The following is a 24605-nucleotide window of genomic DNA, read 5'->3' as shown; positions in this document are numbered from 1 at the left end:
AGGCGGTCGATTTCCGCGAGGGTCTGGCTGGCATGCGCCTGGGTCTGGGCCGAGATGTCGCGCACGCTCTGCGCCAGCGTTGTACTGATCTCGTCCTGGCGGCTTACCGTGTGGGTGTTCAGTTGCTCCCACTCCTGGCGCAGCGCTGCGGTCATGCTGTCGAGCGTATCGGCCCAGGTGGCAAAGCGCTGTTCGTCGCGCGATGCCAGTTCCGCCTGCAGCGCAACGGCCGCCTTCGGGGCGTCCGAAGCGGCTTGCACAAGGCGGTCGATTTCCGCGAGGGTCTGGCTGGCATGCGCCTGGGTCTGGGCCGAGATGTCGCGCACGCTTTGCGCCAGCGTCGTGCTGATCTCGTCCTGGCGGCTTACCGTATGCGCGTTCAGCTGTTCCCACTCCTGGCGCAGGGCAGTCGTCATGGTGCCGAGCGTATCGGTCCAGGCCGACAGGCGCTGCGCGTCGTGCGCGGCCAGCTGCGTCTGCAGCCCGGCATGCGACTCGCCCACGGTGCGCACCAGTGTCGCCGCATGCTCGCCGAACGCGGCTGCGGCGGCCGTCAGGGCCTGCCGGTTGTCGCCGGCGAGCTTCTCGCCGGTGCGCTCCTGGCGCGCCAGCGCCTCGCGCCATGCGTCGGCAGCGCTGGCGGCTGCCGTGTCGAGCCGGGTGGCGACATTGTCCAGCAGCCCGGCCGAGCGTTGTTCAAAGGTCTGGGCAAAGCCGTCGAGGGATGTGCGCAGGTCCGCTGCCAGTGCCTCGCTCGCGCGTTGATGCCCGGCCAGCGCCTGGTTCCAGGTATCCGCAACGCCCGCGGTGGCGCTCTCGAAGCGGCTCGATACCCCATCCAGGTGCTGTTGCACGGCTTGGGTCACGTTGTCGCGCAAGGCCGAGGTTTCGCGTGCCAGGCCCGCCATGGTCGCGTCCACCGCGGGCTGGATCGCTGCACTTGCGGCACGGGCGCTGTCGGCGATGCTGTCCTTCAGCGATTGCTCGACCGAAGACGCCAGGCGCGTGTAGACCACTTCGGTCTTGCCGTGGAAGGCGTCCTGGCTGGCGGCCAGGCGCTCGGTCAGGGCCTGGTTCTGTTCGGCCATCGTGGTCATCATGGCCTGCATGCGCTCGACCAGTGCCGGCATCACGTCGGCCTGGCGCTGCAGCAGCCGGACCGCTTCATCACGCTGGTGGCCGCGCGAGTAGGGACGCAGCGTGGTGGCGATGCGGGCATCCAGCGCCTGCGCGGCCTGGATCCGCTCGCGCCGGCACAATGCCGACAACAGCCCCAGCATCGCGGACGTGGCCACGCCCGCGACCGAGGTGCCGAACGCAAAGCCCAGGCCCTTGACCGGTGCGGCCAGCGAGGCGCGGATGGCCTGCAGGTCGGTGGCGGTCTCCAGCGCGATGCCGGTGCCGCGCAGGGTCGCCACCATGCCCAGGAACGTGCCCAGCATGCCCAGCAGCACCAGCAGGCCGACCAGGTAGGGTGTCAGCGCGGGGCCGGGCAGGCCGACGCGCTCGCCTTCCACGCGCAGGCGGGCGCTGTCGCGCAGGCTGGGATGCAGCCGTTCCAGCCAGTTGCCAAGGCTGGCCGGCGCTTCGGACAATCCGGCGACGGCCTGCGCCAGCGTGGCGGTGGCCTGGCGGTAGCGGTACAGCTCCAACGCCCCCGCCAGGTAGCAGCCGCCGATCAGCAGCGTCACGGCCAGCGCCAGGAAGTTCGTGCCTGCATAGCCGGCGGCGATCCAGCACACGATGGCCAGGCCCGCCAGGAAAGCGACAATATGGGTAAGGTATCGGGTCATGATGTTCTGGTTAGCTGTCCTGCAGCGCCGCCAGCAAGCCTTCAAGGGGCTGCCAGCGGATGTCGAGTTCGGCGAGCAATACGCTCTGCATATCCTTGCGGAATACCCCCAGCCATGCACCGGGCCTGGCCGTTGCGGGCTGTCCCGCGGCCTGGGCTTCGGCCAGCGCCGCGGCTTCGGCCTGGCGCAGGCGCTGGAAGTGCGGCTCCAGCATCGTCGGCACGGCGCCCAGCAGGCTCTGTTCGCGCGCGCCCAGCACGCGCTCCATCACGGCATCGACCATGGCCAGCTTGGCCATGCCGGGTGCGTGGCCGGACAACGCGCCGCGCAGGCGCCTGCGCAGGTCGCCGATCGCGGTCTCCATGGTCTGTTGCAGCGTGAGGTAGCGCTGGCGATAGACCGCGTAGTCGACCTGCGCGTCCACGGGGTCGGGCAGCGCGGCCGGCCGGCCCGGCCCGCGCCGCTTGCCGGCAAGCGTGGTGTCTTCCACGATGGCACCGGCCAGCGCGGCGCGCACGCGCGCGCATTCGCGTGCCTCAGTGCTGTCGGCAGCACGTGCGGCAGGCGGCGTTGCCGGCGCATTGGCCTTCAGCGCCGATGACAGCGCGATCGCATCCGCCCAGCCAAGCCATTGGCTCAGCTGGCTCGAGAGCGAGCTTGCAGGAGGAGGGGCATCGGCGTCAGTCAGGCGAGCCAGCAGGCGGACGAGCGTCGGGCCGCTGAAACCTGTGCGCCGGGGCACTTGTAACATTGCGCCGGATTCGAAAAATCCAGCAGTTTACACGCCCGGGCGGTGGCGCGGCCGGCTGGCGTGGTGGATGATTGGCGGGAATCCGTCCCGGACCCATCCCACCACGGAGTGAAACCATGAGACTGGTTGGCATGCTTGATTCCCCTTATGTCCGCCGCACGGCGATCTCGCTGCGCCTGCTCGGGTTGCCGTTCACGCATGAGTCGGTGTCCGTCTTCCGTGAATTCGAGCGCTTCCATGCCATCAACCCGGTGGTCAAGGCGCCTTCGCTGGTCTGCGACAACGGGGTCGTACTGATGGACTCGACGCTTATCATCGACTATGCCGAGTCGCTGGCGGGCCGCAGCCTGATGCCGGCGCAAACCGCGTCACGGCAGGCCGCGCTGCGCATCGTCGGGCTGGCGCTGGCGGCGAGCGAGAAGGTGGTGCAGAACTTCTATGAGCACAGCCAGCGGCCGGCGGGCAAGCTGCACCAGCCATGGCTGGACCGTGTCGATGCCCAGCGCGAGAGCGCCTTTGCCCTGCTGGAGGCGGAACTCGCCACGCGTCCGGTCCCGGCTGGCGAGGCGGAAACCGGCCAGGCCGAGCTGACCGCCGCGGTCACCTGGACCTTTGCGCAGTTCATGATGCCGGGCGCGGTCGATCCGGCGCGGCATCCGGCGCTGGTTGCGCTGACCGCGGCGCTTGAGCGGCTACCCGCATTCGAGGCATTGCCCTGCGCATAGTTGGCCGCTGGCGCGCCTACCGCGGTAGGGTGCCAATCGCAGGCATTCCGATGCAACATCAGTCCCCCTGTGGAACGCGCTGCACCGGCTTCCTCTGCGATACGCGCAGCCTGTTCGGCCTGTAAGCGCCAGGCGCCGGGGCTTGCCCCGGCGCCGGCGTGCCCATGTGCAGTCAAGGTAATACAATCCACCTGACCAGGCGACGAGACCAATCGACAAGACCATACGCGCGAACCGGGGTGGGAACTCATGACAAGAAGTCAAGGCGCCGCAGAGAACAACAACGACGCCAGCCAGCGCGTGCCGCAACTATGCCATCGTGGTGGATGACCACCCGTTGATGGCGCGCGGCATTGCCGGCTACCTTGCGGCGCATTGCGGGTTTGACGCTGCCGTGCATGCAGCCGATGCGCGGGAATGCGCGGCGCTGACGGAACGGGAGGGCTGCCCGGCGCTGCTGGTGGTGGATTTCTGGCTGCCGGACGGCACCGCGGTCGGGTTGCTGCGCGAAGCCGCGGCGCGCCTGCCCGCCTGCAAGCTGCTGGTGATGAGCGCCGACGACGATGCGCGCGTTTGCATCAAGGCACGCGAGGCCGGCGCGCACGGCTTTATCCTGAAGAACGAGCCTCCGGAGGTGTTCGCCACTGCGGTGGCGTCGCTGCGCCAGGGCCGGCGCTGGTTCCAGCAGGCGGGGCCGCCGTCGGCGCGGCGCGAGTTGCCGCTGGAGCCCAGCGAACTGGGCCTGACGGCGCGCCAGGCCGAGGTGCTTGGCATGATGCTGCGCGGCCTGCCGAACAAGCGCATCGCCATGACCCTGTCGGTGTCGGAGCAGACCGTCAAGGAGCATGTCACCGCGATCCTCGGCAAGCTCGGCGTGCGCAACCGGATCGAGGCTATCGCCCTGCTGCACGGACGCAGGCTGGAGTCATGAAGAAGGCCTTCGCCCGGCTGCTGGGCTTGTCGCGCCCGGATGCGGATGCCGGCATCAGCCCGCGCGCGCGTGCGCGGCTGCTGGACATGACGTTCGGGCGCCTGGTGTTCAGCGTCAATGCGATTCCGTTCGTGGGGGTGCCTTTCGTCATCTGGCTGTATGTCCAGAAGCTGGACGGCGGCGTGCTGCTGGCCTGGACACTGGGGTATGGCGCCGCGGCGGTGTGGATGCAATTGCGCTTCCGGCGCTACAAGCAAGAGCGGGAAGACGATGACGCCCTGGTCCGGCGCTGGCTGCCGTTTGTGCAGCGCGTGGCGCTGGTGCACGGCTTCTGCCTGTCGCTGGCCGCGGTCCTGACGGCCAGCCTGGGGGGCTTTGACTTCAAGCTGCTGCTGTATATCAGCATCGCCGCCATCGTGGCGGCCAATGCCACGCACCAGACGCCGATCCTCGGTGTATTCCAGCGCTTCTTCGTTGCCTGCTGGACTTTGCAGATCGTCAACACCCCGCGCAGCTTCCCTGAGCACTGGCCGTTCGTGCTGCCGCTGGCGCTGCTGTATGCGCTGGCCATCTACCGGCACGCGCTGATCGCCAACCAGTTCTTCCGGCAGCAGGTACGGATGGAGGATGACGGCATCCGCCTGGCCGAGCGCTACCGGCTGGCCAAGGAAGAGGCCGAGAAAGCCCTGCAGGCCAAGAACCTGTTTCTCACCACCGCCAGCCACGACCTGCGCCAGCCCGTGCATGCCATGGGCTTCCTGATCGAAGCCATTGCGCGGCGCAACCGCGACCCGGCCCTGATCCCGCCGCTGGACGACCTGCGGCGCAGCGTGCGCTCGGTGCACCTGATGTTCAACTCACTGCTCGATCTGTCCCGGATCGAAGGCGGCATTGCCAGCCCGCGCAATACCGCCGTGGCATTTGCGCCCTTGGTCGAAGAGGTGGCGTCGCTGTTCCGGGAAGAGGCGCGCAGCCGCGGCCTGGACCTGCGCGTGCGCCTGCCCGCAGGCGCCGCCGCGGTGCTGGCCGATCCCGCACTGCTGCGCCAGTCTCTGGTCAACCTGGTGCACAACGCGCTGCGCTATACCAAGCGCGGCGGGGTGCTGGTGTCCGCGCGGCGGCGCGGCAGCCACTGGCTGCTGGAGGTCTGGGACACCGGCGTGGGAATCGCGATCGAAGAGAAGGGGCGGGTCTACTCGCCGTTCTATCGCAACGAACATGCGTGGCGCATCGACAGCGCGGGCCATGGGCTGGGCCTTGCCGTGGTGGCGCGCTGCGCCACCCTGATGGGCGCCACCTACGGCCTGGACTCGGTGGAGCGCCGCGGCTCCAGGTTCTGGCTGCGCTTTCCCGAAGCGAAGCCGCTGGCGCCGGCGGCGACCGAGCCGGTCTACGAACCCGAAGGCCTGTCGGCGTCCACCCTGCTGCAGGGCGTCTGCCTGGTCGTCGAGGACGACCCGCTGGTGACCGCTGCGTGGACCAGCCTGATGGAGGCCTGGGGCGTGCAGGCGGCGCGCGCGGCGTCGGGGCAGGAAGCCCTGGCACTGGTCGATGCCGGCCTGCAGCCCCAGGCGATCCTGTGCGACCAGCGCCTGCGCTCCGGCGAGAGCGGCTTCGAGGTGCTCAAGGCGCTGTTCGAACGCTGCGCGGACGCAAGCGGTGCCATGGTCAGCGGCGAGTTCGATTCCGAGGCGCTCCAGCAGGCCGAGCGTGAAGGCTACCTGGTCCTGCACAAGCCACTGGAGCCGTCGCAGCTGCATGCCTTGTTGTTCCAATGGCTTTGTGCTGCCTGACAGCATAGATCGGTGGTTCTGCTTGCGGCGGTGGCCCCACTCAGGCATCTCCGGGGCGAAAGAAGTGTCCGGATCGACTTTATTCAGATCACCTGAAGAATTTATTTAGTTCACTTTTTCCCACCTCTCAGCGACAGTCTAGCGACCGCAAATCGCGATACTGGAAAGAGAGGGCCCCATGTCTATCTCAAACCGCGCCGTCGGTGCCTCGGTGCTGGCCGTTTCCATGTTCGCGGGCCTGGCCGGATGCAGTAACCCTCCGGCTGCGGCGTTGGCTGCCGCGTCGGCTGTCTCGTCGGGCTCCGCGCCGGCCGCGGTGTCGGAGCAGGACATCAACGATGCCTACATCTACCTGCTGGGCCGGCTGCTTGTCCTGCGCCAGCAGCAAATCGACTTCCGGAAGGAAGGTTTCCAGTGGAACCGGATCATTCATCGCGACGTCGGCGGTGTGTCGTGGGCCAACCCCAATCTGGATGTCGCCTACAGCGAGGCCTGGATTGCGGTCGACGAAAAGACCTGCACGGTCTTCAGCGTGCCGGCCATCAAGGGGCGCTACTACACCATTCAGTTCCTGAACGGCTGGGGCGAAACCGTCGCCAATATCAACGAACGCAACTATCCGGACCATCCAGGCGGCGAATTCGCGATGTGCCTGAAGGGTGCCACTGCGGCACTTTCGCCCAATGCCAGGCGCATCGACCTGCCGGGCAAGACCTCGCGGGTGCTGGCCCGGGTGGAAATCGGCGCAGACAAGAAGCAGGCCATTGCCCTGCAGCATCGGATCACGACACGGATCACTGGCACGGCGACGATTGCCCCGGTACCTGCCACGCCCGCCTTCAGCAATGACAAGCTCCCCGGCGTTGAAGCCTTTGACTCGGCAGCCGTTGCGCTTCGCTCCGAGCCGGACATCAATCCGGGCATGGAGCCCATCCAGGCCAAGGTGCGCGCGGTGAGTGCCGCGGTGGCCAGCAGCCTCGCCGAACGCGCGCGGGTGGACAAGGTCATCCGCGAGAAGACGCTGCCGGCGTTCTTACAGTCGTTCTCCACCGCAGGTACCATCAGGAACGGCTGGAACCGGCCCGCTACCATCGGCAAGTACGGCAGCGACTACCAGACCCGCACCCGCATCAACCTGGGCGGGATCTGGGCCAACAGCACGGATGAGGTCGTCTATTTCAAGACGGATGCAGACGGGACCGGCACCAAGCTCGACGGCGGCAATACCTACACCATCACCTTCCCGAAGGACGAGCTGCCCGCGCGCCACGTCAAATACTTCTGGTCGGTGATTGCGGTGGATGCCAAAAACTTCCGCGTGATCCCGAATGCGAAGAACCGGTTTCTGATCAACAAGCAGTCCAGGCTGAGCTATGGCGAGGACGGTTCGCTGACGCTGTACTTCGCGCCTGCCAGGCCGAAGGACGCGCCTGACGGCAACTGGCTGCCCACGCCCAAGGGAAAGAACTACCACCTGACGTTCCGGCTCTATGGGGCGGACCAGCCGGTCCTGTCCGGGGAGTGGTTCCCGGCGCCGCTGGTCAAGCGCAACTGAGCGGGCCAGTCTTGGCAGGAAGGCGCCTGCCAGTGCTGGCCTAATCCTCCGCCACCTCGCAAAACCGCAGCCGGTTCCCGAACGGATCGGCCACCTGCAGCATCCGCCCCCAGCCCACATCCTCCACACCGGGCCTCGCGTACGGATAGTCCTTGGCAGACAGCTCCTGCTGCAGCGCATCGACATCCTCCACCGTCACGAACACCGTCGATCCGGGCGTGGCGTCGCCATAATGCTCGCTCAGGTGCAGCGTCAGGCCGCTGCGCCTGACCTGCGCGTACAGCGGAAATCCCTCTTCATACCGATGCTCCCAGTCGAGCGAGAAGCCGAGGAAGTCGAGGTAGAACTCCTTGGCCTTGTCGACCGAGAAGATCCGGAGGATGGGGATGCCGGCAGACAGGTTCATGGTTTTCCGTTCGGTAGTTGCGCAGGAATGGCAGATGATAGCGCCGGCCCGCGGTGATCCGCGCGCGCGGCGCATAAGCATCCGCGACAATCTTCGTTGGCTTTGTGCGGGCCCGTGACTAAGCTGGCGCTCCAATGAAATCCCGGAACACCGCTATGAACCCGACCCACGACTCACGCCGCCGCCTGCTTCTGACGGCAGCGGGCGCCGCAGCTGCCGCCAGTGTGCTGCCAGGCGTCAGCTGGGGGCAAGGACAGACCGCGCTGCGCATCGGCTACCAGAAATCCTCCACGCTGATGATCCTGCTGAAGTCGCGGCAGACGCTGGAGAAGGCGCTGGCGCCCAAGGGGGTGACGGTGCAGTGGTACGAATTCACCTCGGGCTTGCCGCTGCTTGAAGCGCTGAACCTCGGCAATATCGACCTGAGCGCCGACGTGGCCGATGCGGTGCCGCCGTTTGCGCTGGCCGCGGGTGCCGCGCTGACCTACTACGCCAGCGAGACGCCTTCGCCGCAGGCACAGGCCATTGTCGTGCGTGGCGACTCGCCGATCCGCGAGGTGGCGCAGCTCAAGGGGCAGCGGGTGGCATTTGCCAAGGGCGCAGGCGCGCACTACCTGGTGCTGGAAGCGCTGGCGCGCGCGGGTCTGTCGATCCGCGATATCGAACCGGCATACCTGAGCCCGGCCGACGCCCGCGCGGCGTTCGAGCGCGGCAGCGTGGCGGCATGGGTGATCTGGGACCCGTTCCTGGCCGCGGTGCAGCGCCAGGCCAATGCGCGCTTGCTGCGCGATGGCGAGGGGCTGGCCAGCTATCGGCGCTTCTACCTGGCGGCGACGCCGTTCGCGCGCGCGCATGCCGAGGTGCTTGAGGTGGTGTTCGATGCGTTGCGCGACGCGGGTGACTGGGTCAAGCGCAATCCGGCCGAGGCAGCGCGCTGGCATGCGCCACTGATCGGCCTGGATGCGGCCACCGTGGAAGCCGCGAACGCACGGCGCAGCTATGCGGTGCGCACGGTCGACGCCGCCGCGCTGGCCGAGCAGCAGCGCATCGCCGATGCCTTCACCGCGCAGCAGATCCTGCCGCGCAAGGTAGCGATTTCTTCTTCGCCAGTCTGGCGCAAGGCCTGACCGGGTCCGAGCATCGCCCGTCAGGGAAGCGTCATATGCCAGCGGGCACGCCATCCTGTGCAAGCCCGGCGAACGTATTTGCCAGCCACATCAGGCCCGCATCATTGTCCCTTGCCGCGGACCAGACTGCGGTCACCGTGAAGTCAGGCATCGGCACGGGGCAGGGAAGCTTGCGCAGGCCTTCGGTGGCGCACCATTGGTCCGCCAGCACCGCCGGCACCGTTGCCAGTGCAGCGGTTCCCTTCAGGATGGCCGGTACGCTGGCGAAGCGCGCACTGCTGTAGCGCACGTCCCGCGCCTGGCCCTGGGTGGCCAGCCACGTATCGGCGGTGCTGTCGAAAGCGCCGCGATATGACACCAGCACATGCGGAAACCGCAGATAGTCTTGCAGCGACAGGATCTGGCAGGCATCCAGCGGCGCGGCCCCATAGACGCAGCGAAAGCCCATGGTCTGCCAGGCGCGCTCGCGCCGCCATGCCGCGCCCTTGGCGAATGGCCCGATACCGAGGTCCATCTCATTGCGCTCGAGCATCTCGGTGCCACGGAACGGGTCCGTCGGCACGATGGCCAGTCGCACGCCCGGCGCGCAGGTGCTGAGGCTCGGCAGAATGCGCGGCGCGAGCCATAGCTCCACCCAGTCCGGCATCCCGACCACGAAAGTCCGGTCCGACGTAAGCGGGTCGAAGTCGCGCCGCTGCAGCAGGGCGGCCTCGATCTCGCCGAGGGCCGGCAGCAGGCGCCGCTCGAGTTCCAGTGCGCGCTCGGTCGGCTCCATGCCGTGAGCGGTGCGTACCAGCAACGGGTCGTCGAACATCTCCCGCAGCCGTGCCAGTGCACCGCTGACGGCTGGCTGTCCCAGGTGCAGGCGCGCCGCGGCGCGCGAGACGCTGCGCTCGCGCAGCAGCACGGTCAGCGTTACCATCAGGTTCAGGTCGACGCCGCGAAAATGGCCTTCCTTAATGCTCATCTTGCTACCCCCCCGCAGATAGGGCATTGGAACATCGCGTGCAATCCGCGGCAAGCCGGCCGTCGTCATGCCAGGGCCGGCGTGCTGACGGGTGGGCGGCGGTGCCCGGTCGCGCGCTCGAAGGCCGACGCAATGGCCAGCAGCACGGCATCGCTGCGTGGACGTCCAAGCCACGACACCCCGGCTGGGATGTCAGCCGACGTGAATCCCATGGGTACGCTGACCTCCGGAAAGCCGCTGGCGCTTGCCATATGCATTGCCGCCAGCGGCTGCTGCGCCCGGCAATGGTAAGTGGCGTCCGCCATGTCAAAGCGCGGCGAGGCCGGGCAGGCCAGCGTGGGAAATACCAGGGCCTCCAGGCCACGCCCGCGCAGGATGTCGTCGAGCATGGCGCCGAAGCGGCGTGCCGCTGCAACATTGGCCTGGGGCAGCGTGTCTCGCATCTCGAACGCATGCCGCAGCGCGGCAAGCGTAAGCGGGTTCATTTGGTGCGCATCCGTGGAGAGGTCCGTGGTGGTGATGTGCGCCAGCAGTGCGGCCGTGCTGGCCGGAGCACCGCCAGGCAACTGTCCCAGGTAGGCATCGAGCCCACGCACCCATTCCGCTTGTACGATAGCGTCCAGCAGGTCGGCGTAGAGCGTGAGCGCCAATGCCGGCAGACGCACGGGTATCGTCACGGCGCCCGCCGCCCGCATCGCCTCCGTTGCGGTTGCAAAGAGTGCGTCGACCTCGTCGCTGCCTCCGGCGAAGTCGGTCACGATGCCCAGCCTGCGGCCAGCCAGCGACGCCGGCTGTGCGATAACGCCTGAGCCCGGCACCAGTGCATCCAGGACCATGGCCGCATCGTCGGCGTTACGGGCCAAGGGCCCGACGATATCGAACGATGTGGCCAGCGGCAGTACGCCGGCCGACTCCACCAGGTCATGCGTAGGCCGGATACCGGCCAGCGCATGCACGCATGCCGGACCGCGCACGGAGCCGAACGAATCGGTCCCCAGCCCGAACGCCGCGAAATTGGCCGCCACTGCCGCACCGGTGCCGCTGCTGGAACCGCTGGCGTTGCGGGATAAGCGATAGGGGTTCAACGTCAGGCCGTTGGCAGAGCTGTACCCGAAGCGCCCGTTAGAGGCGGCCAGTTCCGACATGTTGGTCTTGGCCAGTACGATGGCACCGGCCGCGCGCAGGCGCGCCACGCAGGCCGCGTCGGCGCGCGGGTAGGCCTGCCGCAGTGCCGCGCAGCCGGCAGTGGTCGGCATGCCGACAGTATCGATATTGTCCTTGACCACCATCGGTATGCCGTGCAGAGGCCCGCGCGGGCCGTGCGTGCGCAGTTCGTCGTCCAGGACTCGCGCCTCGTGCATGGCAGCGGGATTGATGCAACTGATCGCATTGATGCGCGGCCCGTCCTTGTCGAAGGCGGCGATACGCGCGAGGTAGTAGTCCACCAGACCCGCTGCGCTGATCCGGCCGGCGTGCATGGCGGCGGCGAGTTCCCCGATGGAGGCCTCGAGAAGGTCGAAACGATCAGGCACAAGGCGAGGGGCGGCAGCAGGCATCGGAGTCATCGGCAATCAGGCGGCATGACGCCAGTATTGGTGCAGCCGTGCCGGCAGGCAATGGAAGTTTTGTCCATGCTTCTTTCCTTCAGGGAATGAATGGATGACAATGCCAGCACGCGAACGGCCCCTCAAACCGAAGTCGGCTTCCCGTCACGCCCTACCGCCATGAAAAGTACAAACGGCCGCCACCTGCCTGCGCTGGCGAACCTGATCGCATTCGAGACCACGGCCCGCACGGGCAGCGTCACCGGGGCGGCCGAGGAACTCTGCCTGACGCAGAGCGCGGTCAGCAAGCAGATCACCGAGCTGGAATCGTTCCTCGGCGCGCGCATGCTGAACCGGCGCAAAGGCGCGGTGGCGGCGACACCCGCGGGCGAGGATTACCTCAGGAACGTGCGCAAGGCGCTGGCGCTGCTGGAGGAAGCGACCATGGAGGTGCAGTCCGGCCGCGCCGCGGGCGGGCGGCTGAACCTGTCGGTGCCGGTTTCGCTGGGCAATATCTGGCTGTTGCCGCGCATTCTCAGGTTCGTCAAGGCGCAGCCGCAGATCCAGCTAAACGTCACGACCAAGGTGGGGCCGGTCGACCTGGAAAGCACCGGGCTCGATGCGGCGATCATGTATTGCGCGGGGCCGCCGCCACGCCATTTCAGCCTGAAGGTCATGCCGCTGGTGCTCTATCCGATGTGCGCGCCTGAGTTGCTGCCTGGCGGCGGAACGCTGGCCAAGGCCGTGAAGCGCTTGCCGCTGCTGCACCAGATCGCCGCGCTGGAGGCCTGGCCCGCCTATCTCCGGCAGGCCGGGATCAAGCTGCCGCATCCCGACGACGGCTCACGCTATGGTCTGCTGACCATGGGTCTGCAGGCCGCCGTCAGCGGCATGGGCGTGGCCCTGCTGCCCGATTATGTGGCGGGTGAAGACATCAAGGCCGGCCGGCTGCTGCGCCTGTCCGACGAGCCCTATGTCTCACCCAAGGCCTACTACTTCATCTGTCCGGAGGACAAGCGCGACAGCCCGGCGATGCAGACCTTCATCGCGTGGCTGCTTGAGCAAAGCGCCGATGCAAGCGGGCGCTAGGTGAAGCGCGTCCTCAGCCGGCCTGGTCCGCCTTCACCAGGGTGGAAGTGACGAAGCGCCCGGGACGGGTGCTGGCCGGCAGGCCGTCGCGCAGGGTGGCCTCACCGGCGACGAACACATGCCGCACGCCCACTGACGGCTGCTGCGGGTCGTCGAAGGTGGCGCGGTCCTGGATCGTTGCCGGATCGAAGACGGTGATGTCGGCGACATGGCCCGGCCTGAGTTCTCCACGCCGCTCCAGTCCAAAGCGCTGCGCCGGCAGTCCGGTCATCTTGTGGACCGCGCGTTCCAGCGGGAACAGGCCCAGGTCGCGCGAGTACAGCCCCAGCACGCGCGGGAACGTGCCCCACAGCCGCGGGTGTGGGGTTTCGTCGGAGGGAATGCCGTCTGAGCCGACCATCGTGTCCGGATAGGTCAGGATGTCGCGGACGTCCGTCTCGTCCATGATGAAGTAAACCGCGCCGCCTGGTACCAGCTGCCTTGCAACCTCATGGCGCGTCTGCCCCCACTCCTGCGCCAGGTCCTCCAGGTAGCGCCCCGCGGCCTCAGGGTGCGGGGCCGACCACGTGATCAGGATGCGGTCGCACTGATGCACCCGTTCGGGCCGCAGCATGGTCGATGACGCCGCATACGGATAGCAGTCCAGGCACAGCGGCATGGTTTCGGCCAGGTTGCGCACCTGGGCCAGGGTATGGCGGCTGCGGCCATGGTTCTGCTTGCCTACCAGCTTGTGGTGCGAGATGACGGTCGATACGCCCAGCGCCTTGCCAATGCGCGCGGTCTCGTCGATCGACTCGCTGATGTTGTCGCTCTCATCGCGCATATGCGACACCAGCACACCGCCGAGCCGCTTCATCGGCTCGCACATGCGCACGATTTCATCCTCGGGTGCCGCGGCCGAAGGCGGATAGAAGGTGCCGGTGGACACTCCGATCGCGCCTTGGCGCAGGGCGTTCTCCACATCCTGGCGCATGCTCTCGATCTCGGCATCGCTGGCGGGCAGGCCGAGCTGTCCCATGCGCCTGGCGCGCAGCGTGGACTGCCCCACCAGCACCGCGACATTCACAGCCGCCGGCCGCACCGCAAACGCTTCCCGGTAGGCGCGCACAGAATCGAAGCGGTAGCCGCCACGCATGATGTCGAGCGGAGCCGGCGGAATGCTGTCGGTGACCAGCGGGAACAGGCTGATGCCGCAGTTGCCCGCGATGATGGTGGTCACGCCCTGCGTGACCTTCGGCAGCATGTCGGGGGACTGGAACACCATCCAGTCGTCGTGCGTGTGCGTGTCGATGAACCCAGGCGCTACGATCAGGCCGGTGGCATCGACTTCGGCATCTGCCCGCGCTGCCGCGAGGTTGCCGATGGCGACGATCTCGCCATCCGCCACGCCGACGTCGGCCGTGCGGCGCGGCGCGCCGGTGCCGTCGATGACGTCGCCATTGCGGATGATCAGTTTGAAGTGCAGGTCTTGGTGCGTTTGCATGGTGTTCTCTCTCAATCGACCCTGGCGCCGCTCTTGCGCACCAGCTCGCCGAACTTGACGGTCTCGCTCGCGATCAGCGCCTGGAAGTCGCGCGCGGTGCCGCCCAGCGGATCGAATGAGAGCTTGTCCAGTTGGGCACGGAATGCCGGGTCATTGATGATCGCGTTGATTTCCCGGTTGATCCGCTCAATCACCTCGGTGGGAGTGCCCGGCGCGGCGACCAGGCCCGCCCATGCCGTCAGTTCATAGCCCTTGAGGCCGGCCTCCGCCATGGTGGGCAAATCCGGGAAGTGCGGCGAGCGCTTGCTTGAGGTCACCGCCAGCGCGCGTACGCGGTTGGACGTCACGTACGGTCCGATCGAAGGCACATTGTCGAACATCAACTGCACGTTGTTGCCGACCAGGTCCTGCAGCGCCGGCGTGCTGCCCTTGTAGGGCACGTGTGTGATGCTGAGATTGGCCATGACCTTGAACAGCTCGCCGCCCAGGTGGCTGGTGGTGCCGTTGCCCGCCGAGCCCATGGAGAGCTTGCCCGGATTGGCGCGGGAGTATGCCACCAGTTCCCCGGTGGACTTGACCGGTAGCGACGGATTGACGGCGAGGATGTTGAAGGTCGTGACCAGGCCGACGATGGGCACCAGCTTGTCCGGATCGTAGGGGAGCTTGCTGTAAAGGAAGCGATTGGTCGACAGCGTGGCATTGTTGCCGTAGCCGATCGTATAGCCGTCCGACGGCGCGGCCAGCAGCGCCTGCATGCCGATATTTCCGCCCGCGCCCGGCCGGTTCTCGACGATTACGGCCTGGCCGAGGCGCCTGGACAGCGCATCGCCGAACAGGCGCGCGACGATGTCCGGCGCGCCGCCCGGCGCGGTCGGCACGATCAGGCGCACCGGCTTCTCCGGCCACGCCGCTTGCACGGCCGCCGGTGCCCATGGCAGCGCGCCGAAGATCCCCGCGGCCAGGACTTGAACTGCTGACTTCCTCATGCTGACTCCCTCGTCGTCGTGGTGTAACTGTGGACGAGTATCGGCGACGGCCCCGTGCGGGCCTAGTGAAGTTTTTTGATGCGATAGTTTCCGTGGCGGAATGAATGACGCGAGCGCCACAGGGCTCGCGCGGCCTCCGCTGCGGTATCGCCTGCAGCGATACCGGCAATCATTCCAATCGATTTGTGCGATGCCGCCGCGGCCGCCAGAATCCTGCACAACACGCGGGCATCCCTTTCGCTCGCGGTCATTTTCCAGGCAAACACAATGAACACACCTCATTCCCCGGCTAAGCCCCCCCTGTGGCACCGCGCACTTCTGGTCGGTATGCTGCTCTGGTCAGTGGTAGCCATCCCGGCACATGCCGGCGCACCCCAGGTCGGCACGCAGGCGCCCGGCTACTACCGCATGAAGCTCGGCAAGTTCGAGATCACGGCGCTGTCGGACGGCACTGTCAACGTGCCGATCAGCAAGCTGCTCAAGCATGCGTCGCATGAGCACATTGCGTCGGTGCAGGCGCGCAACTACCAGTCCACTCAGCCCGAGACCTCTGTCAATGCGTTCCTGGTCAACACCGGCCAGCACCTGGTGCTGGTCGATGCGGGCGCGGGCAGCCTGTTTGGCCCGGGCGTGGGCGGCAAGCTGCCGGACAACATCCGTGCGGCCGGCTACCAGCCGGAGCAGATCGATGCGGTGCTGCTGACCCACATCCACGTGGATCACTCCGGCGGGCTTGCCGTCGATGGCAAGGCCATATTCCCGAATGCCGTGGTCTACGTCGACCGCCGCGACGCTGAGTTCTGGCTGAATCCGGCCAACGCCGCCAGGGCGGCATCGGGCCAGCGGCACAACTTCGCGCAGGCGGAGGCAGTGTTCGCACCCTATCTGAAAGCCGACAAGGTCCGCAGCTTCGACGACGAGCATGAGCTGTTTCCCGGCATCCGTCCGCTGCGCATGCCGGGCCATACGCCGGGCCACACGTTCTATGAGATCAGTAGCGAAGGACAGCGGCTGCAACTGTGGGGCGACACCATCCATGCGCAGCACCTGCAGTTCCCCGAGCCCGGCGTAGCCATCGATTTCGACGTGGATTCCACGGCCGCGGTGAAGATGCGCAAGCGCGCCATGGCGGATGCAGCGGCCAAGGGCTATTGGGTGGGCGCGGCGCATATCTCCTTCCCGGGTATCGGCCACGTGCGGCGCGAGGGCAAGGGGTTCGCGTGGGTGCCGGCCGAATACAGCATGGGGCGGTGAGGCTGTCAATGCGATGGCTGTACCTGGCAAGTCGATGCGACTGCGCCTTGATCCTGCATGCTGCATGCAAGAGCCCGCCACGCCGAGGCACGACGGACTCCGCTCATCCCCGCAGGCAGGGCATCAAACCACTCCCATCTCCGGATCGCTGACCGCGTCCTCGCCGGTCTCCATCCGCCCCGCAAGGCGCCGCGCGAACGACGGGCTGGCCTCGCAGGTCACGACGAAGTCATACCAGTTGCCGCTGTCGGCCACCGGCCATTCCAGCGTTTCCACCTTGCCCCGCTTCAGGCTTTGGGTCCACGGGCCGTCGTCGCGGTAGGCCAGCGCCGTGACGGTGAAGGTCACGTCGGCATCGCTGTCGTTATGCAGCTTCACCTGGATCGTGGGCTTCCTGCACGGGTTGTAGCAGACCTGGATTTCGGTGGACGTGGTCACCGCTTCGTTGATATCGCCGGAGAACGAGCGGTGATAGCCGTTGGGCCCCAGCACCCACAGGTCGTACTTGCCGCCGTCGGCATTGATGTTCCACACGTCGTCCAGCGTCTTGCCGGCTTCGACCACGTAGCGGCGCGGAATGCGGTCGAGGTGCAGCTTGTCATAGACGTGGAACAGCGCGCCGGCCTGGTTGGTGCTGGCGTTGGCGAACAGCAGGCGGACTGCCTTGGATGCGGCATCGACGCGTGCACTGGTATGCAGTTCATATGGCAGCTTGCGCGACGGACGCGTGCCGGTGTCCTGCTCAGGCAGCGCGGGCGTGGCCGGCACCGGGATCGCCGGCTGGGTCTGCTGCCATGCGGTCAGGCTGGTGGCGTCGGCACGGGTGGTGCGGCCGGCCAGCGTGGGCAGGGTCTCGGTGTTGGGCGTGGCAAAGTTGAAGGCGCTGGTCAGGTCGCCGCAGATGGCACGACGATAGGCGCTGATCTGCGGCTCCATTACGCCGAAGCGCGCCTCCAGGAAGCGCAGCACCGAGGTGTGGTCGAACACTTCAGAGTTGACCCAGCCGCCGCGGCTCCACGGCGACACCACCCACAGCGGCACGCGCGGGCCGGGGCCGAAGGGCTTGCCGTCCTGCGGCGGCTGCTTGGCCGTGGCGGGCTGGAAGTTGAAGTACTCGTACACCATCTGCGCGTCGTCGAGGGTCGACTTGCCGGCCAGCGTGCCGTCCAGGTTGCGCGACGGCGCGGTCGGCGGCGGGCTGTGGTCGAAGAAGCCGTCGTTCTCGTCGAAGTTGATCAGCAGCACGGTCTTGCTCCAGACCTCGGGCGATGCCGTCAGCGCGTCCAGGATGGCCTGCACGTACCAGCCGCCCTTGGCCGGGCTGGACGGGCCGGGGTGCTCGCTGAACTCGGCCGGCGGGATGATCCACGACACCTCGGGCAGCTTGCCGTTGAGCACGTCGTCGCGCAGCGACTGCAGGAAGCCGCCGTCGGACATGGTGTTGCAGAAGCCCTTGGCCAGCGGGCTGTACTGGTCGTCGATGTCGGGGTTGTAGGGCGGGTTGACGCCGGTGCCGGCGGTGTTGGAGAGCTTGCGTCCGACGGGCATCTTCTCCATCTCTGCGCGCCAGTGCCGGAAGCTCATCATCTGGTTGCAGCCATAGTTGTCCGGCACGTTCTGGTAGACCTTCCAGCCCACGCCGGCGGCCTGCAGGCGGTCGGCATAGGTTTTCCAGGTCCAGCCTTCGGTGGAGGGGCCAACATCCGCGCCCGCGTTGAACTCGTTAATCATCACCGCGACGTTGTCGCCGGTGGGACCATTGCTGCCGGTCCAGTAGAACAGGCGGTTGGGAATGGTGCCGGTGTGCATCGCGCAGTGGTAGGCATCGCACAGCGTGAAGGCGTCAGCCAGCGCGCGCTGGAACGGGATCTCGGCGTCATCGTAGTAGCCCATCGACAGCGCTTTCTTCGCGACCGGCCAGCGGTCCATGCGCCCGTGGTCCCACGCGGCCTGCGCATCGGGCCAGGTGTGCGGCGTGCCGCCCGCGCGCTGCGCGTTGCCCTGGGTTTCGTCGAGATGGTAGGGCGTCAGGAGGTTGCCGTTGGCATCGGTCTGGTAGAACGCGTTCTTGCCATTGGGCAACGGGATCGCGAAGCGGTCGCCGTAGCCGCGCACGCCCTTGAAGGTGCCGAAGTAGTTGTCGAACGAGCGGTTTTCCAGCATCACCATCACGACGTGCTTGACGTCCTGGATGGTGCCGGTGGCGTTGTTGGCCTCGATGGCGAGCGCGCGGCGGATGCTGGGCGGAAAGCTGGCCAGCACCGCGGCGGCGGCACCGGTGCCGAGGCTGGTCTTGAGGAAATGTCGCTTAGACGGGTTGAAGGTCATGGCTGTCGCTGGTCGGTCTGTCGCTGGATCGGAAAGCGGGCCCGCATCACGGGGCGCAACGCGTGGTGCAGGTGCCGGGCTGGTCAGGCTTGCCTGGCTGGTCCGGCTTGGTGCCATTGGCGCCGCTGGGCTGGAGGGTGCCGCCCGTCGCGCCCGGCGAATCGTCGCCGCCGCAGGCGGTAAGCATCAGTGCGAGGGTGAGGGTGCCGGCCGCCAGCCATGGCCGGGCGGAACGCGACAGCAATGAAGGTCTCATGTGTGCATGCCCTGTAGTCGTTGAGGGGGATAACGATTGCCGAGCCCATGCGCCGACATCGGATGCAGGCCCATGGACTTCCGCCGCGCGGACGACAAGCGCGGGGAACTGGCCGGTTCGGGTGCGGTTGGCCTTGGCTTGTCGTGACAGCGAGCGATTGTTGATTGGTCAAATGTCAGATGTTTGACATCAAACACATTTGGCGATTTGGTTTTGTAACCAAAAGTGTCGCGCTGGCAGAGTTGGCAATTGCTGGCTGGCCCCGCCCGCTCTCAGTCAGGCTGGCGTGCGTGGGGCCCCATCGTGTGCACACAAGCGGCACCTGAACGCGATCGGGCGCGGCGCGCTGGATGCCGAGGCGCTGGCTGGCGACATCAGCCGGGCCACCCAGTCGCAGGACATCCGCGAAGGCGCGCTGGCCTGGAAGGAAAAGCGCACGCCGCAGTTCACCGGCACCTGATGCAGCTTACTGCGCCTGCCGCATCACCCATTCCACCGCCCGCGCCAGGAACGGTGACGTGTCGCCTTCGCGATAGCTCATGATCACCGGCGACACGAAGCCCGGCGCGTCGATCGGGCAGTAGCGCACGTCGTCGCGATGCAGGCGCTGGATCGAGGCCGGCACCAGCGTGATGCCGATGCCGGCCGCCACCAGCCCCAGCGCGGTCTGCAGTTCGTTGGCCTCCTGCGCCACACGCAACTGCAGGCCCTGCGCGCGGAACATCGACAGCAGGTGGTCGGCATAGCTGGGCCGCGGCCGGGCCGGGTAAAGAATGAACGGCTGCGCCGCCAGCGCCTGTGGCGTCAGCGCCTTGCGGCGCGGCGCGGGCAGGCGTGCGGGCAGCGCTGCCACCAGTGGCTCGGCCATCACCACCTGCTGGCGGATGGCGGGATCGTTCAGCGCGATGCGGCCGAAGCCCAGGTCGATGCGGCCGGCCTTGAGCGCCTCGATCTGCTCCACGGTGATCATCTCGGCCAGTCCTACCTCTACCTGCTGGTCGTGCCGGTCTGATTCGCGCAGTTCGCGGATCAGTTCCGGCAGCACGCCATACAGCACCGACGGCACGAAGCCGATGCCGAACCAGCGCTTGTCCTGCCGCCCGATGCGGCGCGTGCCTTCGATGGTTTCCTCCAGCCGCTGCGTCAGCTGGGTGGTCTGCTCCAGCAGGAAGCGGCCGGCCTCGGTCAGCCGCAGCCCGCGGCCGACGCGGTCGAACAGTGCCACGCCCACTTCTTCTTCCAGCTGGCGGATCTGGCGCGACAGCGGCGGCTGCGCCATATGCAGCCGCTCGGCGGCGCGGGTGACGTTGAGTTCCTGGGCCACGACCTGGAAATAACGCAGGTGCCGGAGTTCCATTGGTGTCCTGCTCCCATACCTGTAGGGTATCGATCGAGACATCATCGGTCTTGGACGCCGGCAAAGTCAAGCCGCATACTTGGCTTCAATGATCAATTGGCATCGACAAGGTATGACCACGACTATCACTTCGGTGGAAGCCATCCTGGTGGACCTGCCCACCATCCGGGCACACCAGCTGGCCATGGCCACCATGCAGCAGCAGACGCTGGTGATCGTGCGGCTGCGCTGCAGCGACGGCGTGGAGGGCATCGGCGAGGCCACCACCATCGGCGGCCTGTCCTATGGCGACGAAAGTCCGGAAGGCATCAAGCTGACCATCGACACCTACCTGGCCCCCGCGCTGGCTGGCCAGGATGCCACCAACGTGCATGGCGCGATGGCGCGCCTGGGCAAGGTCGCGCGCGGCAACCGCTTCGCCAAGTCAGCGCTGGAGACCGCGTTGCTGGATGCGCAGGGCAAGCGCCTGGGCGTGCCGCTGGCCACGCTGCTGGGGGGCGCGGTGCGCTCGACCCTGCCGGTGCTGTGGACGCTTGCCAGCGGCGACACCGCCCGCGACATCGCCGAGGCCGAGCAACTGCTGGCCGAGCGCCGCCACCATACCTTCAAGCTGAAGATCGGCCGGCGCAGCGTGCGCGACGACGTGGCCCACGTGGCCGCGATCAAGCGCGCGCTGGGCGAGCGGGCGCGCGTCACCGTCGACGTCAACCAGGCCTGGAACGAGGCCGACGCCGCCACCGGCATCGCCATGCTGGAAGCCGCCGGCATCGACCTGATCGAGCAGCCCACTCCGCGTGAGCAGCGCATGGCGCTGGCCCGGCTGGCCGCGCGCTTCGTGGTGCCGATCATGGCCGATGAAGCGGTGTGCGGCCCGGAAGACGCGATGGAACTGGCGCGCATCGGCGGCGCCGACGTGTTCGCGCTGAAGATCGCCAAGGCCGGCGGCATCTTCGGCATGCTGCGCACCGCCGCGGTGGGCGACGCCGCCGGCATCGCGCTGTACGGCGGCACCATGCTGGAGGGCAGCGTCGGCACCATCGCCGCGGCGCATGGCTTCTGCACGCTGCCGCAGCTGGCCTGGGGCACCGAGCTGTTCGGACCGCTGCTGCTCAAGGACGATATCGTGCAGCAGCGCCCCGAGTACCGCGACTTCAGCCTGCACCTGCCTGAAGGCCCCGGCCTGGGGCTGGCGCTGGACGAAGACAAGCTGGCGCACTACCGGCGCGGCTGAACTGGCAGGCAGCGCACCCCCCGCATGGCACACCGGTGCCTGCACGCATCAAGTGAGGAGACCAATGAAGACGTTATTCCAGCGGCTGGCAAGCACCAGCCGCGCAGGGGCGCTGGCACTGGCTGCCGGCCTGTCGTTCGCAGCGCCGGCCGCGCACGCGGCCTATCCCGACCATCCGATCCGCTGGAACGTGCCGTTCCCCGCGGGCGGTGCCATGGACAATATCGCGCGCACGCTGGGCGAAGACATGTCGCGCACGCTGGGCCAGGCCATCGTGGTCGAGAACCGGCCGGGCGCCGGCGGCAATATCGGCGCCGAACTGGTGGCGCGCGCGCCCGCCGACGGCTACACGCTGATCATCGTTGCCAACGGCATGGCCGTGAACCCGGCGCTGTACGGCCGGCTGAGCTACGACCCGGTCAAGGACTTCGCGCCGGTGTCGCTGCTGGCGGTGGTGCCCAACGTGCTGGTGGCCAGCAAGGCGCGGCGCCAGGAAAGCACCGTCAAGGACGTGGTGGCGCACGCCAAGGCGGCGCCGGGCAAGTACACCTATGCCTCCGCGGGCAATGGCACCTCGATCCACCTGGCAGGCGAGCTGTTCACCTCGATGGCCGGCGTCGACATGCTGCATATCCCCTACAAGGGCAGCGGCCCGGCCATGACGGACCTGCTGGGCGGCCAGGTCGACTACATGTTCGACAGCATCACCTCGGCCAGGCCGCATATCGAATCGGGCAAGCTGACGGCGATCGCGGTCACCACCAGCAAGCGCTCCAGCGCGCTGCCCAACGTGCCGACGGTGGCGGAGGCCGGCCTGCCGGGCTATGAGCTGTCGCCGTGGTTCGCCGCCTTCGTGCCGGCGAAGACGCCGCAGCCGGTCATCGACGCGCTCAACCGCGCCATGCTCGAGGCGCTGCGCAAGCCTGCGGTGCAGAAGCGGCTGGCGCTGATCGGCGCCGAGCCGATCGGCAGTTCGCCGGCGGTGCTGCGCGAGCACCTGGCGAAGGAAACCGACAAGTGGGGTGTGCTGATCCGCCAGCGGGGTATCCGGGCGGATTGAGCGGCCCGGACCAACGCGGTTCATAGGGAGACCCCCCGGAAATGCTCCGGGGGAATGTCATTACCCTGCCCCCGTCTCCCTGGCACATAATGTGCGTAAGATGCCAGCCGAAAGGCACACTCGAGCGGATCACCCGCCGGCACTGAGGGGAGACAATGAGCAGTTCAACCGACAAGTTCTCGGCCACCATGCGCGATGGCCTGGCCGATCTTGCCCGCCGCCTGCGCTTCGCCATGGAGGAGGGTGCGATCTGGCTGGACGAGCAGCGCATGATCCTGATCCATACCGCCGCCCTGGGCGCGCTGCGCAAGGAACTGGTGGACACCCTGGGCATGGAGCGCGCGCGCGGCCTGTTCATGCGCATGGGCTTCCATTCGGGCATGCGCGATGCGGAGGTCGCGCGCAAGCTGCGCGCCGGCCACAGCGACTTCGGCCAGCTGGAGATCGGGCCCTGCCTGCATACCATCGAGGGGGTGGTGCGGGTCACGCCGGTCAAGGTCGACATCGACATCGCCGCCGGCATCTACGATGGCGAATTCCTGTGGGAAGACTCTTTCGAGGGCGACGTCCACCGCCAGCTGTTCGGCATCGTCGACGAGCCTGCCTGCTGGATGCAGATCGGCTACGCCACCGGCTACACCTCGGCGCTGATGGGGCGCACCATCCTGTACCGCGAGGTCGAGTGCATCGCCTGCGGCCATCCGCACTGCCGCATCATCGGCAAGCCGGTGGAAGCCTGGGAAGACGGCGCGCAGGCGCTGGCGCTGTACCAGCCCGATCCCGTGATCGAAACCATCATCGCCTTGCAGAGCGAGGTAGAGCACCTGCGCGCGCTGCAGGGCACCCCGGCCACGCCGGCCGACCTGGTCGGCACCTCGCCCGGCTTCCGTGCCGCCTGGGGCCTGCTGCAGCGGGCCGCGGCCAGCAACGTGACGGTGCTGCTGCTGGGCGAGACCGGCGTGGGGAAGGAGCGGTTCGCGCAGGCGCTGCACAGCGTGAGCGGGCGCGCCGACAAGCCCTTCATTGCCGTGAACTGCGCGGCGATTCCCGATGAGCTGATCGAGTCCGAGCTGTTCGGCGTGGAAAAGGGCGCCTTCACCGGCGCCAGCCAGTCGCGCCCCGGGCGCTTCGAGCGTGCGCATGGCGGCACGCTGTTCCTGGACGAACTGGGCGAGCTGTCGGCCTCTGCCCAGTCCAAGCTGCTGCGCGTGCTGCAGGAAGGCGAGGTCGAGCGCGTGGGCGGCACCGGCACGCGCAAGGTGGATGTGCGGCTGGTGGCCGCCACCAATGTCGACCTGGCCGAAGCCGTGAAGCAGGGCACCTTCCGCAAGGACCTGTACTACCGCCTCAACGTCTACCCGGTCACGATCCCGCCGCTGCGCGAGCGCCTGGACGACATCCGGCCGCTGGCCGAGCGCTTCGTGGCCCGCTACGGCGCGCGCCACGGCAAGCGCATCGTCGGCATCACGGACCGCGCGCTGGCCGAGCTGCGCCACTATGACTGGCCCGGCAATGTGCGCGAACTGGAGAACGTGATCGAGCGCGGCGTGATCCTGGCCAGCCAGGGCGGCCAGATCACCGCCGACCACCTGTTCCTGCCGGGCACCGTGGCACCGGTGGTGGATACCGCGCCGCGGCTGGGCGCGGGCGGCACCTTGCCAGACCTGCGCGAAGCCGCGGTCCATGCGCTGCTGGACCAGATGTCAGAGCAGCAACTGGCGCTGGGCGACGTCGAGACCGTGCTGATGGAGGCGGCCATGCAGCGCGCCGACGGCAACATGAGCCAGGCGGCGCGGTTGCTCGGCATTACGCGGCCGCAGCTGGCGTATCGGTGGAAGATGCGCGGTACGCGTGCCGGTAACGGGCACGGCAACGGTAACTGACGCCGTTTCCTCGCCTCAAGTGCCGAGGGTTTGCTCCCCTCTCCCGCTTGCGGGAGAGGGAGCGCGCCGGTGGTCATCAACATCGA

22 protein-coding genes are annotated in these 24605 nt (G+C 67.6%); 11 read left to right on the top strand and 11 right to left on the bottom strand.

What is annotated here, in order from left to right:
• Positions 1-1793, bottom strand: a 1793-nt coding sequence (locus C265_RS28860) for a DUF802 domain-containing protein (protein ID WP_010810442.1), incomplete at its 3' end; no start/stop codon positions are given.
• A gap of 10 nt (positions 1794-1803) precedes the next feature.
• Complete coding sequence (locus C265_RS28855; protein WP_010810441.1) at positions 1804-2544, bottom strand: DUF3348 domain-containing protein; 741 nt, start codon at positions 2542-2544, stop codon at positions 1804-1806.
• 116 nt (positions 2545-2660) lie between these two features.
• On the opposite strand from C265_RS28855, the gene C265_RS28850 reads away from it, so the two are divergent.
• From C265_RS28850 to C265_RS28835, 4 genes are all read left to right on the top strand, one after another.
• Positions 2661-3269: a glutathione S-transferase family protein gene (locus tag C265_RS28850; protein WP_037025592.1), complete on the top strand. Its 609-nt coding sequence runs from the start codon at positions 2661-2663 to the stop codon at positions 3267-3269.
• 319 nt (positions 3270-3588) lie between these two features.
• A complete protein-coding gene (locus C265_RS28845; RefSeq protein ID WP_246840260.1) occupies positions 3589-4200 on the top strand; it encodes a response regulator transcription factor in 612 nt (203 codons plus the stop codon).
• Positions 4197-5993 (top strand): hybrid sensor histidine kinase/response regulator, encoded by a 1797-nt coding sequence (locus C265_RS28840; RefSeq protein ID WP_010810438.1) that lies wholly within the window; start codon positions 4197-4199, stop codon positions 5991-5993. The genes C265_RS28845 and C265_RS28840 overlap by 4 nt, the downstream gene beginning before the upstream one ends.
• Before the next feature lie 178 nt (positions 5994-6171).
• Positions 6172-7548, top strand: a complete 1377-nt coding sequence (locus C265_RS28835; protein WP_010810437.1) for a DUF1214 domain-containing protein — start codon at positions 6172-6174, stop codon at positions 7546-7548.
• Positions 7549-7588: 40 nt separating this feature from the next.
• Here the strand turns inward: C265_RS28835 and C265_RS28830 are convergent, their stop codons facing one another.
• A complete protein-coding gene (locus C265_RS28830; protein ID WP_010810436.1) occupies positions 7589-7954 on the bottom strand; it encodes a glyoxalase superfamily protein in 366 nt (121 codons plus the stop codon).
• A 155-nt stretch (positions 7955-8109) separates the two neighbouring features.
• On the opposite strand from C265_RS28830, the gene C265_RS28825 reads away from it, so the two are divergent.
• A complete protein-coding gene (locus C265_RS28825) occupies positions 8110-9081 on the top strand; it encodes an aliphatic sulfonate ABC transporter substrate-binding protein (RefSeq protein WP_010810435.1) in 972 nt (323 codons plus the stop codon).
• Between the two features lie 31 nt (positions 9082-9112).
• Here C265_RS28825 and C265_RS28820 read toward each other — a convergent pair whose 3' ends face one another.
• Both C265_RS28820 and C265_RS28815 read right to left on the bottom strand, forming a co-directional pair.
• Positions 9113-10048, bottom strand: a complete 936-nt coding sequence (locus C265_RS28820; protein ID WP_010810434.1) for a LysR family transcriptional regulator — start codon at positions 10046-10048, stop codon at positions 9113-9115.
• Positions 10049-10113: 65 nt separating this feature from the next.
• The gene (locus C265_RS28815; protein ID WP_231881490.1) at positions 10114-11580 is read right to left on the bottom strand and encodes an amidase; all 1467 of its coding nucleotides are present in this window, start codon (positions 11578-11580) and stop codon (positions 10114-10116) included.
• A gap of 192 nt (positions 11581-11772) precedes the next feature.
• On the opposite strand from C265_RS28815, the gene C265_RS28810 reads away from it, so the two are divergent.
• Complete coding sequence (locus tag C265_RS28810) at positions 11773-12681, top strand: LysR substrate-binding domain-containing protein (RefSeq protein WP_010810432.1); 909 nt, start codon at positions 11773-11775, stop codon at positions 12679-12681.
• A gap of 13 nt (positions 12682-12694) precedes the next feature.
• Here C265_RS28810 and C265_RS28805 read toward each other — a convergent pair whose 3' ends face one another.
• The 3 genes from C265_RS28805 to C265_RS32405 all read right to left on the bottom strand — a co-directional run bounded on the left by C265_RS28805 (position 12695) and on the right by C265_RS32405 (position 15425).
• Entirely contained in the window at positions 12695-14146 is a 1452-nt protein-coding gene (locus tag C265_RS28805) for a D-aminoacylase (RefSeq protein WP_052181703.1), read from the bottom strand.
• A gap of 29 nt (positions 14147-14175) precedes the next feature.
• Positions 14176-15150, bottom strand: coding sequence for a tripartite tricarboxylate transporter substrate binding protein (locus C265_RS28800; RefSeq protein WP_010810430.1), 975 nt, complete (start codon positions 15148-15150; stop codon positions 14176-14178).
• 62 nt (positions 15151-15212) lie between these two features.
• Complete coding sequence (locus tag C265_RS32405) at positions 15213-15425, bottom strand: hypothetical protein (protein WP_143010754.1); 213 nt, start codon at positions 15423-15425, stop codon at positions 15213-15215.
• Between the two features lie 52 nt (positions 15426-15477).
• Here C265_RS32405 and C265_RS28795 point away from each other — a divergent pair, with 52 nt between their 5' ends.
• Positions 15478-16404 (top strand): MBL fold metallo-hydrolase, encoded by a 927-nt coding sequence (locus C265_RS28795; RefSeq protein WP_010810429.1) that lies wholly within the window; start codon positions 15478-15480, stop codon positions 16402-16404.
• 123 nt (positions 16405-16527) lie between these two features.
• Here C265_RS28795 and C265_RS28790 read toward each other — a convergent pair whose 3' ends face one another.
• Both C265_RS28790 and C265_RS28785 read right to left on the bottom strand, forming a co-directional pair.
• On the bottom strand, positions 16528-18732 hold the full coding sequence (locus tag C265_RS28790) for a phosphocholine-specific phospholipase C (RefSeq protein WP_010810428.1): 2205 nt from the start codon (positions 18730-18732) through the stop codon (positions 16528-16530).
• 46 nt (positions 18733-18778) lie between these two features.
• A complete protein-coding gene (locus C265_RS28785) occupies positions 18779-18976 on the bottom strand; it encodes a hypothetical protein (RefSeq protein ID WP_010810427.1) in 198 nt (65 codons plus the stop codon).
• Positions 18977-19274: 298 nt separating this feature from the next.
• Between C265_RS28785 and C265_RS31920 the strand changes: the two genes are divergently transcribed.
• On the top strand, positions 19275-19448 hold the full coding sequence (locus C265_RS31920) for a hypothetical protein (RefSeq protein WP_010810426.1): 174 nt from the start codon (positions 19275-19277) through the stop codon (positions 19446-19448).
• 6 nt (positions 19449-19454) lie between these two features.
• Here C265_RS31920 and C265_RS28780 read toward each other — a convergent pair whose 3' ends face one another.
• Positions 19455-20345 carry a LysR family transcriptional regulator gene (locus tag C265_RS28780; RefSeq protein ID WP_010810425.1) on the bottom strand — a complete coding sequence of 297 codons (891 nt, stop codon included), beginning with the start codon at positions 20343-20345 and terminating at the stop codon, positions 19455-19457.
• A gap of 112 nt (positions 20346-20457) precedes the next feature.
• Between C265_RS28780 and C265_RS28775 the strand changes: the two genes are divergently transcribed.
• The 3 genes from C265_RS28775 to poxR all read left to right on the top strand — a co-directional run bounded on the left by C265_RS28775 (position 20458) and on the right by poxR (position 24519).
• On the top strand, positions 20458-21576 hold the full coding sequence (locus tag C265_RS28775) for a muconate/chloromuconate family cycloisomerase (RefSeq protein WP_010810424.1): 1119 nt from the start codon (positions 20458-20460) through the stop codon (positions 21574-21576).
• A 64-nt stretch (positions 21577-21640) separates the two neighbouring features.
• The gene (locus tag C265_RS28770; RefSeq protein ID WP_010810423.1) at positions 21641-22636 is read left to right on the top strand and encodes a tripartite tricarboxylate transporter substrate binding protein; all 996 of its coding nucleotides are present in this window, start codon (positions 21641-21643) and stop codon (positions 22634-22636) included.
• Positions 22637-22791: 155 nt separating this feature from the next.
• The gene (gene poxR / locus C265_RS28765; protein WP_010810422.1) at positions 22792-24519 is read left to right on the top strand and encodes a phenol degradation transcriptional regulator PoxR; all 1728 of its coding nucleotides are present in this window, start codon (positions 22792-22794) and stop codon (positions 24517-24519) included.
• Positions 24520-24605: the final 86 nt, after the last annotated feature.

It is taken from the genome of Cupriavidus sp. GA3-3 (assembly GCF_000389805.1).
Lineage (GTDB): Bacteria > Pseudomonadota > Gammaproteobacteria > Burkholderiales > Burkholderiaceae > Cupriavidus > Cupriavidus necator_D.
The sequence above is the reverse complement of the archived record's forward strand: the minus strand, read 5'-3'. Positions and strand labels throughout refer to the sequence as shown.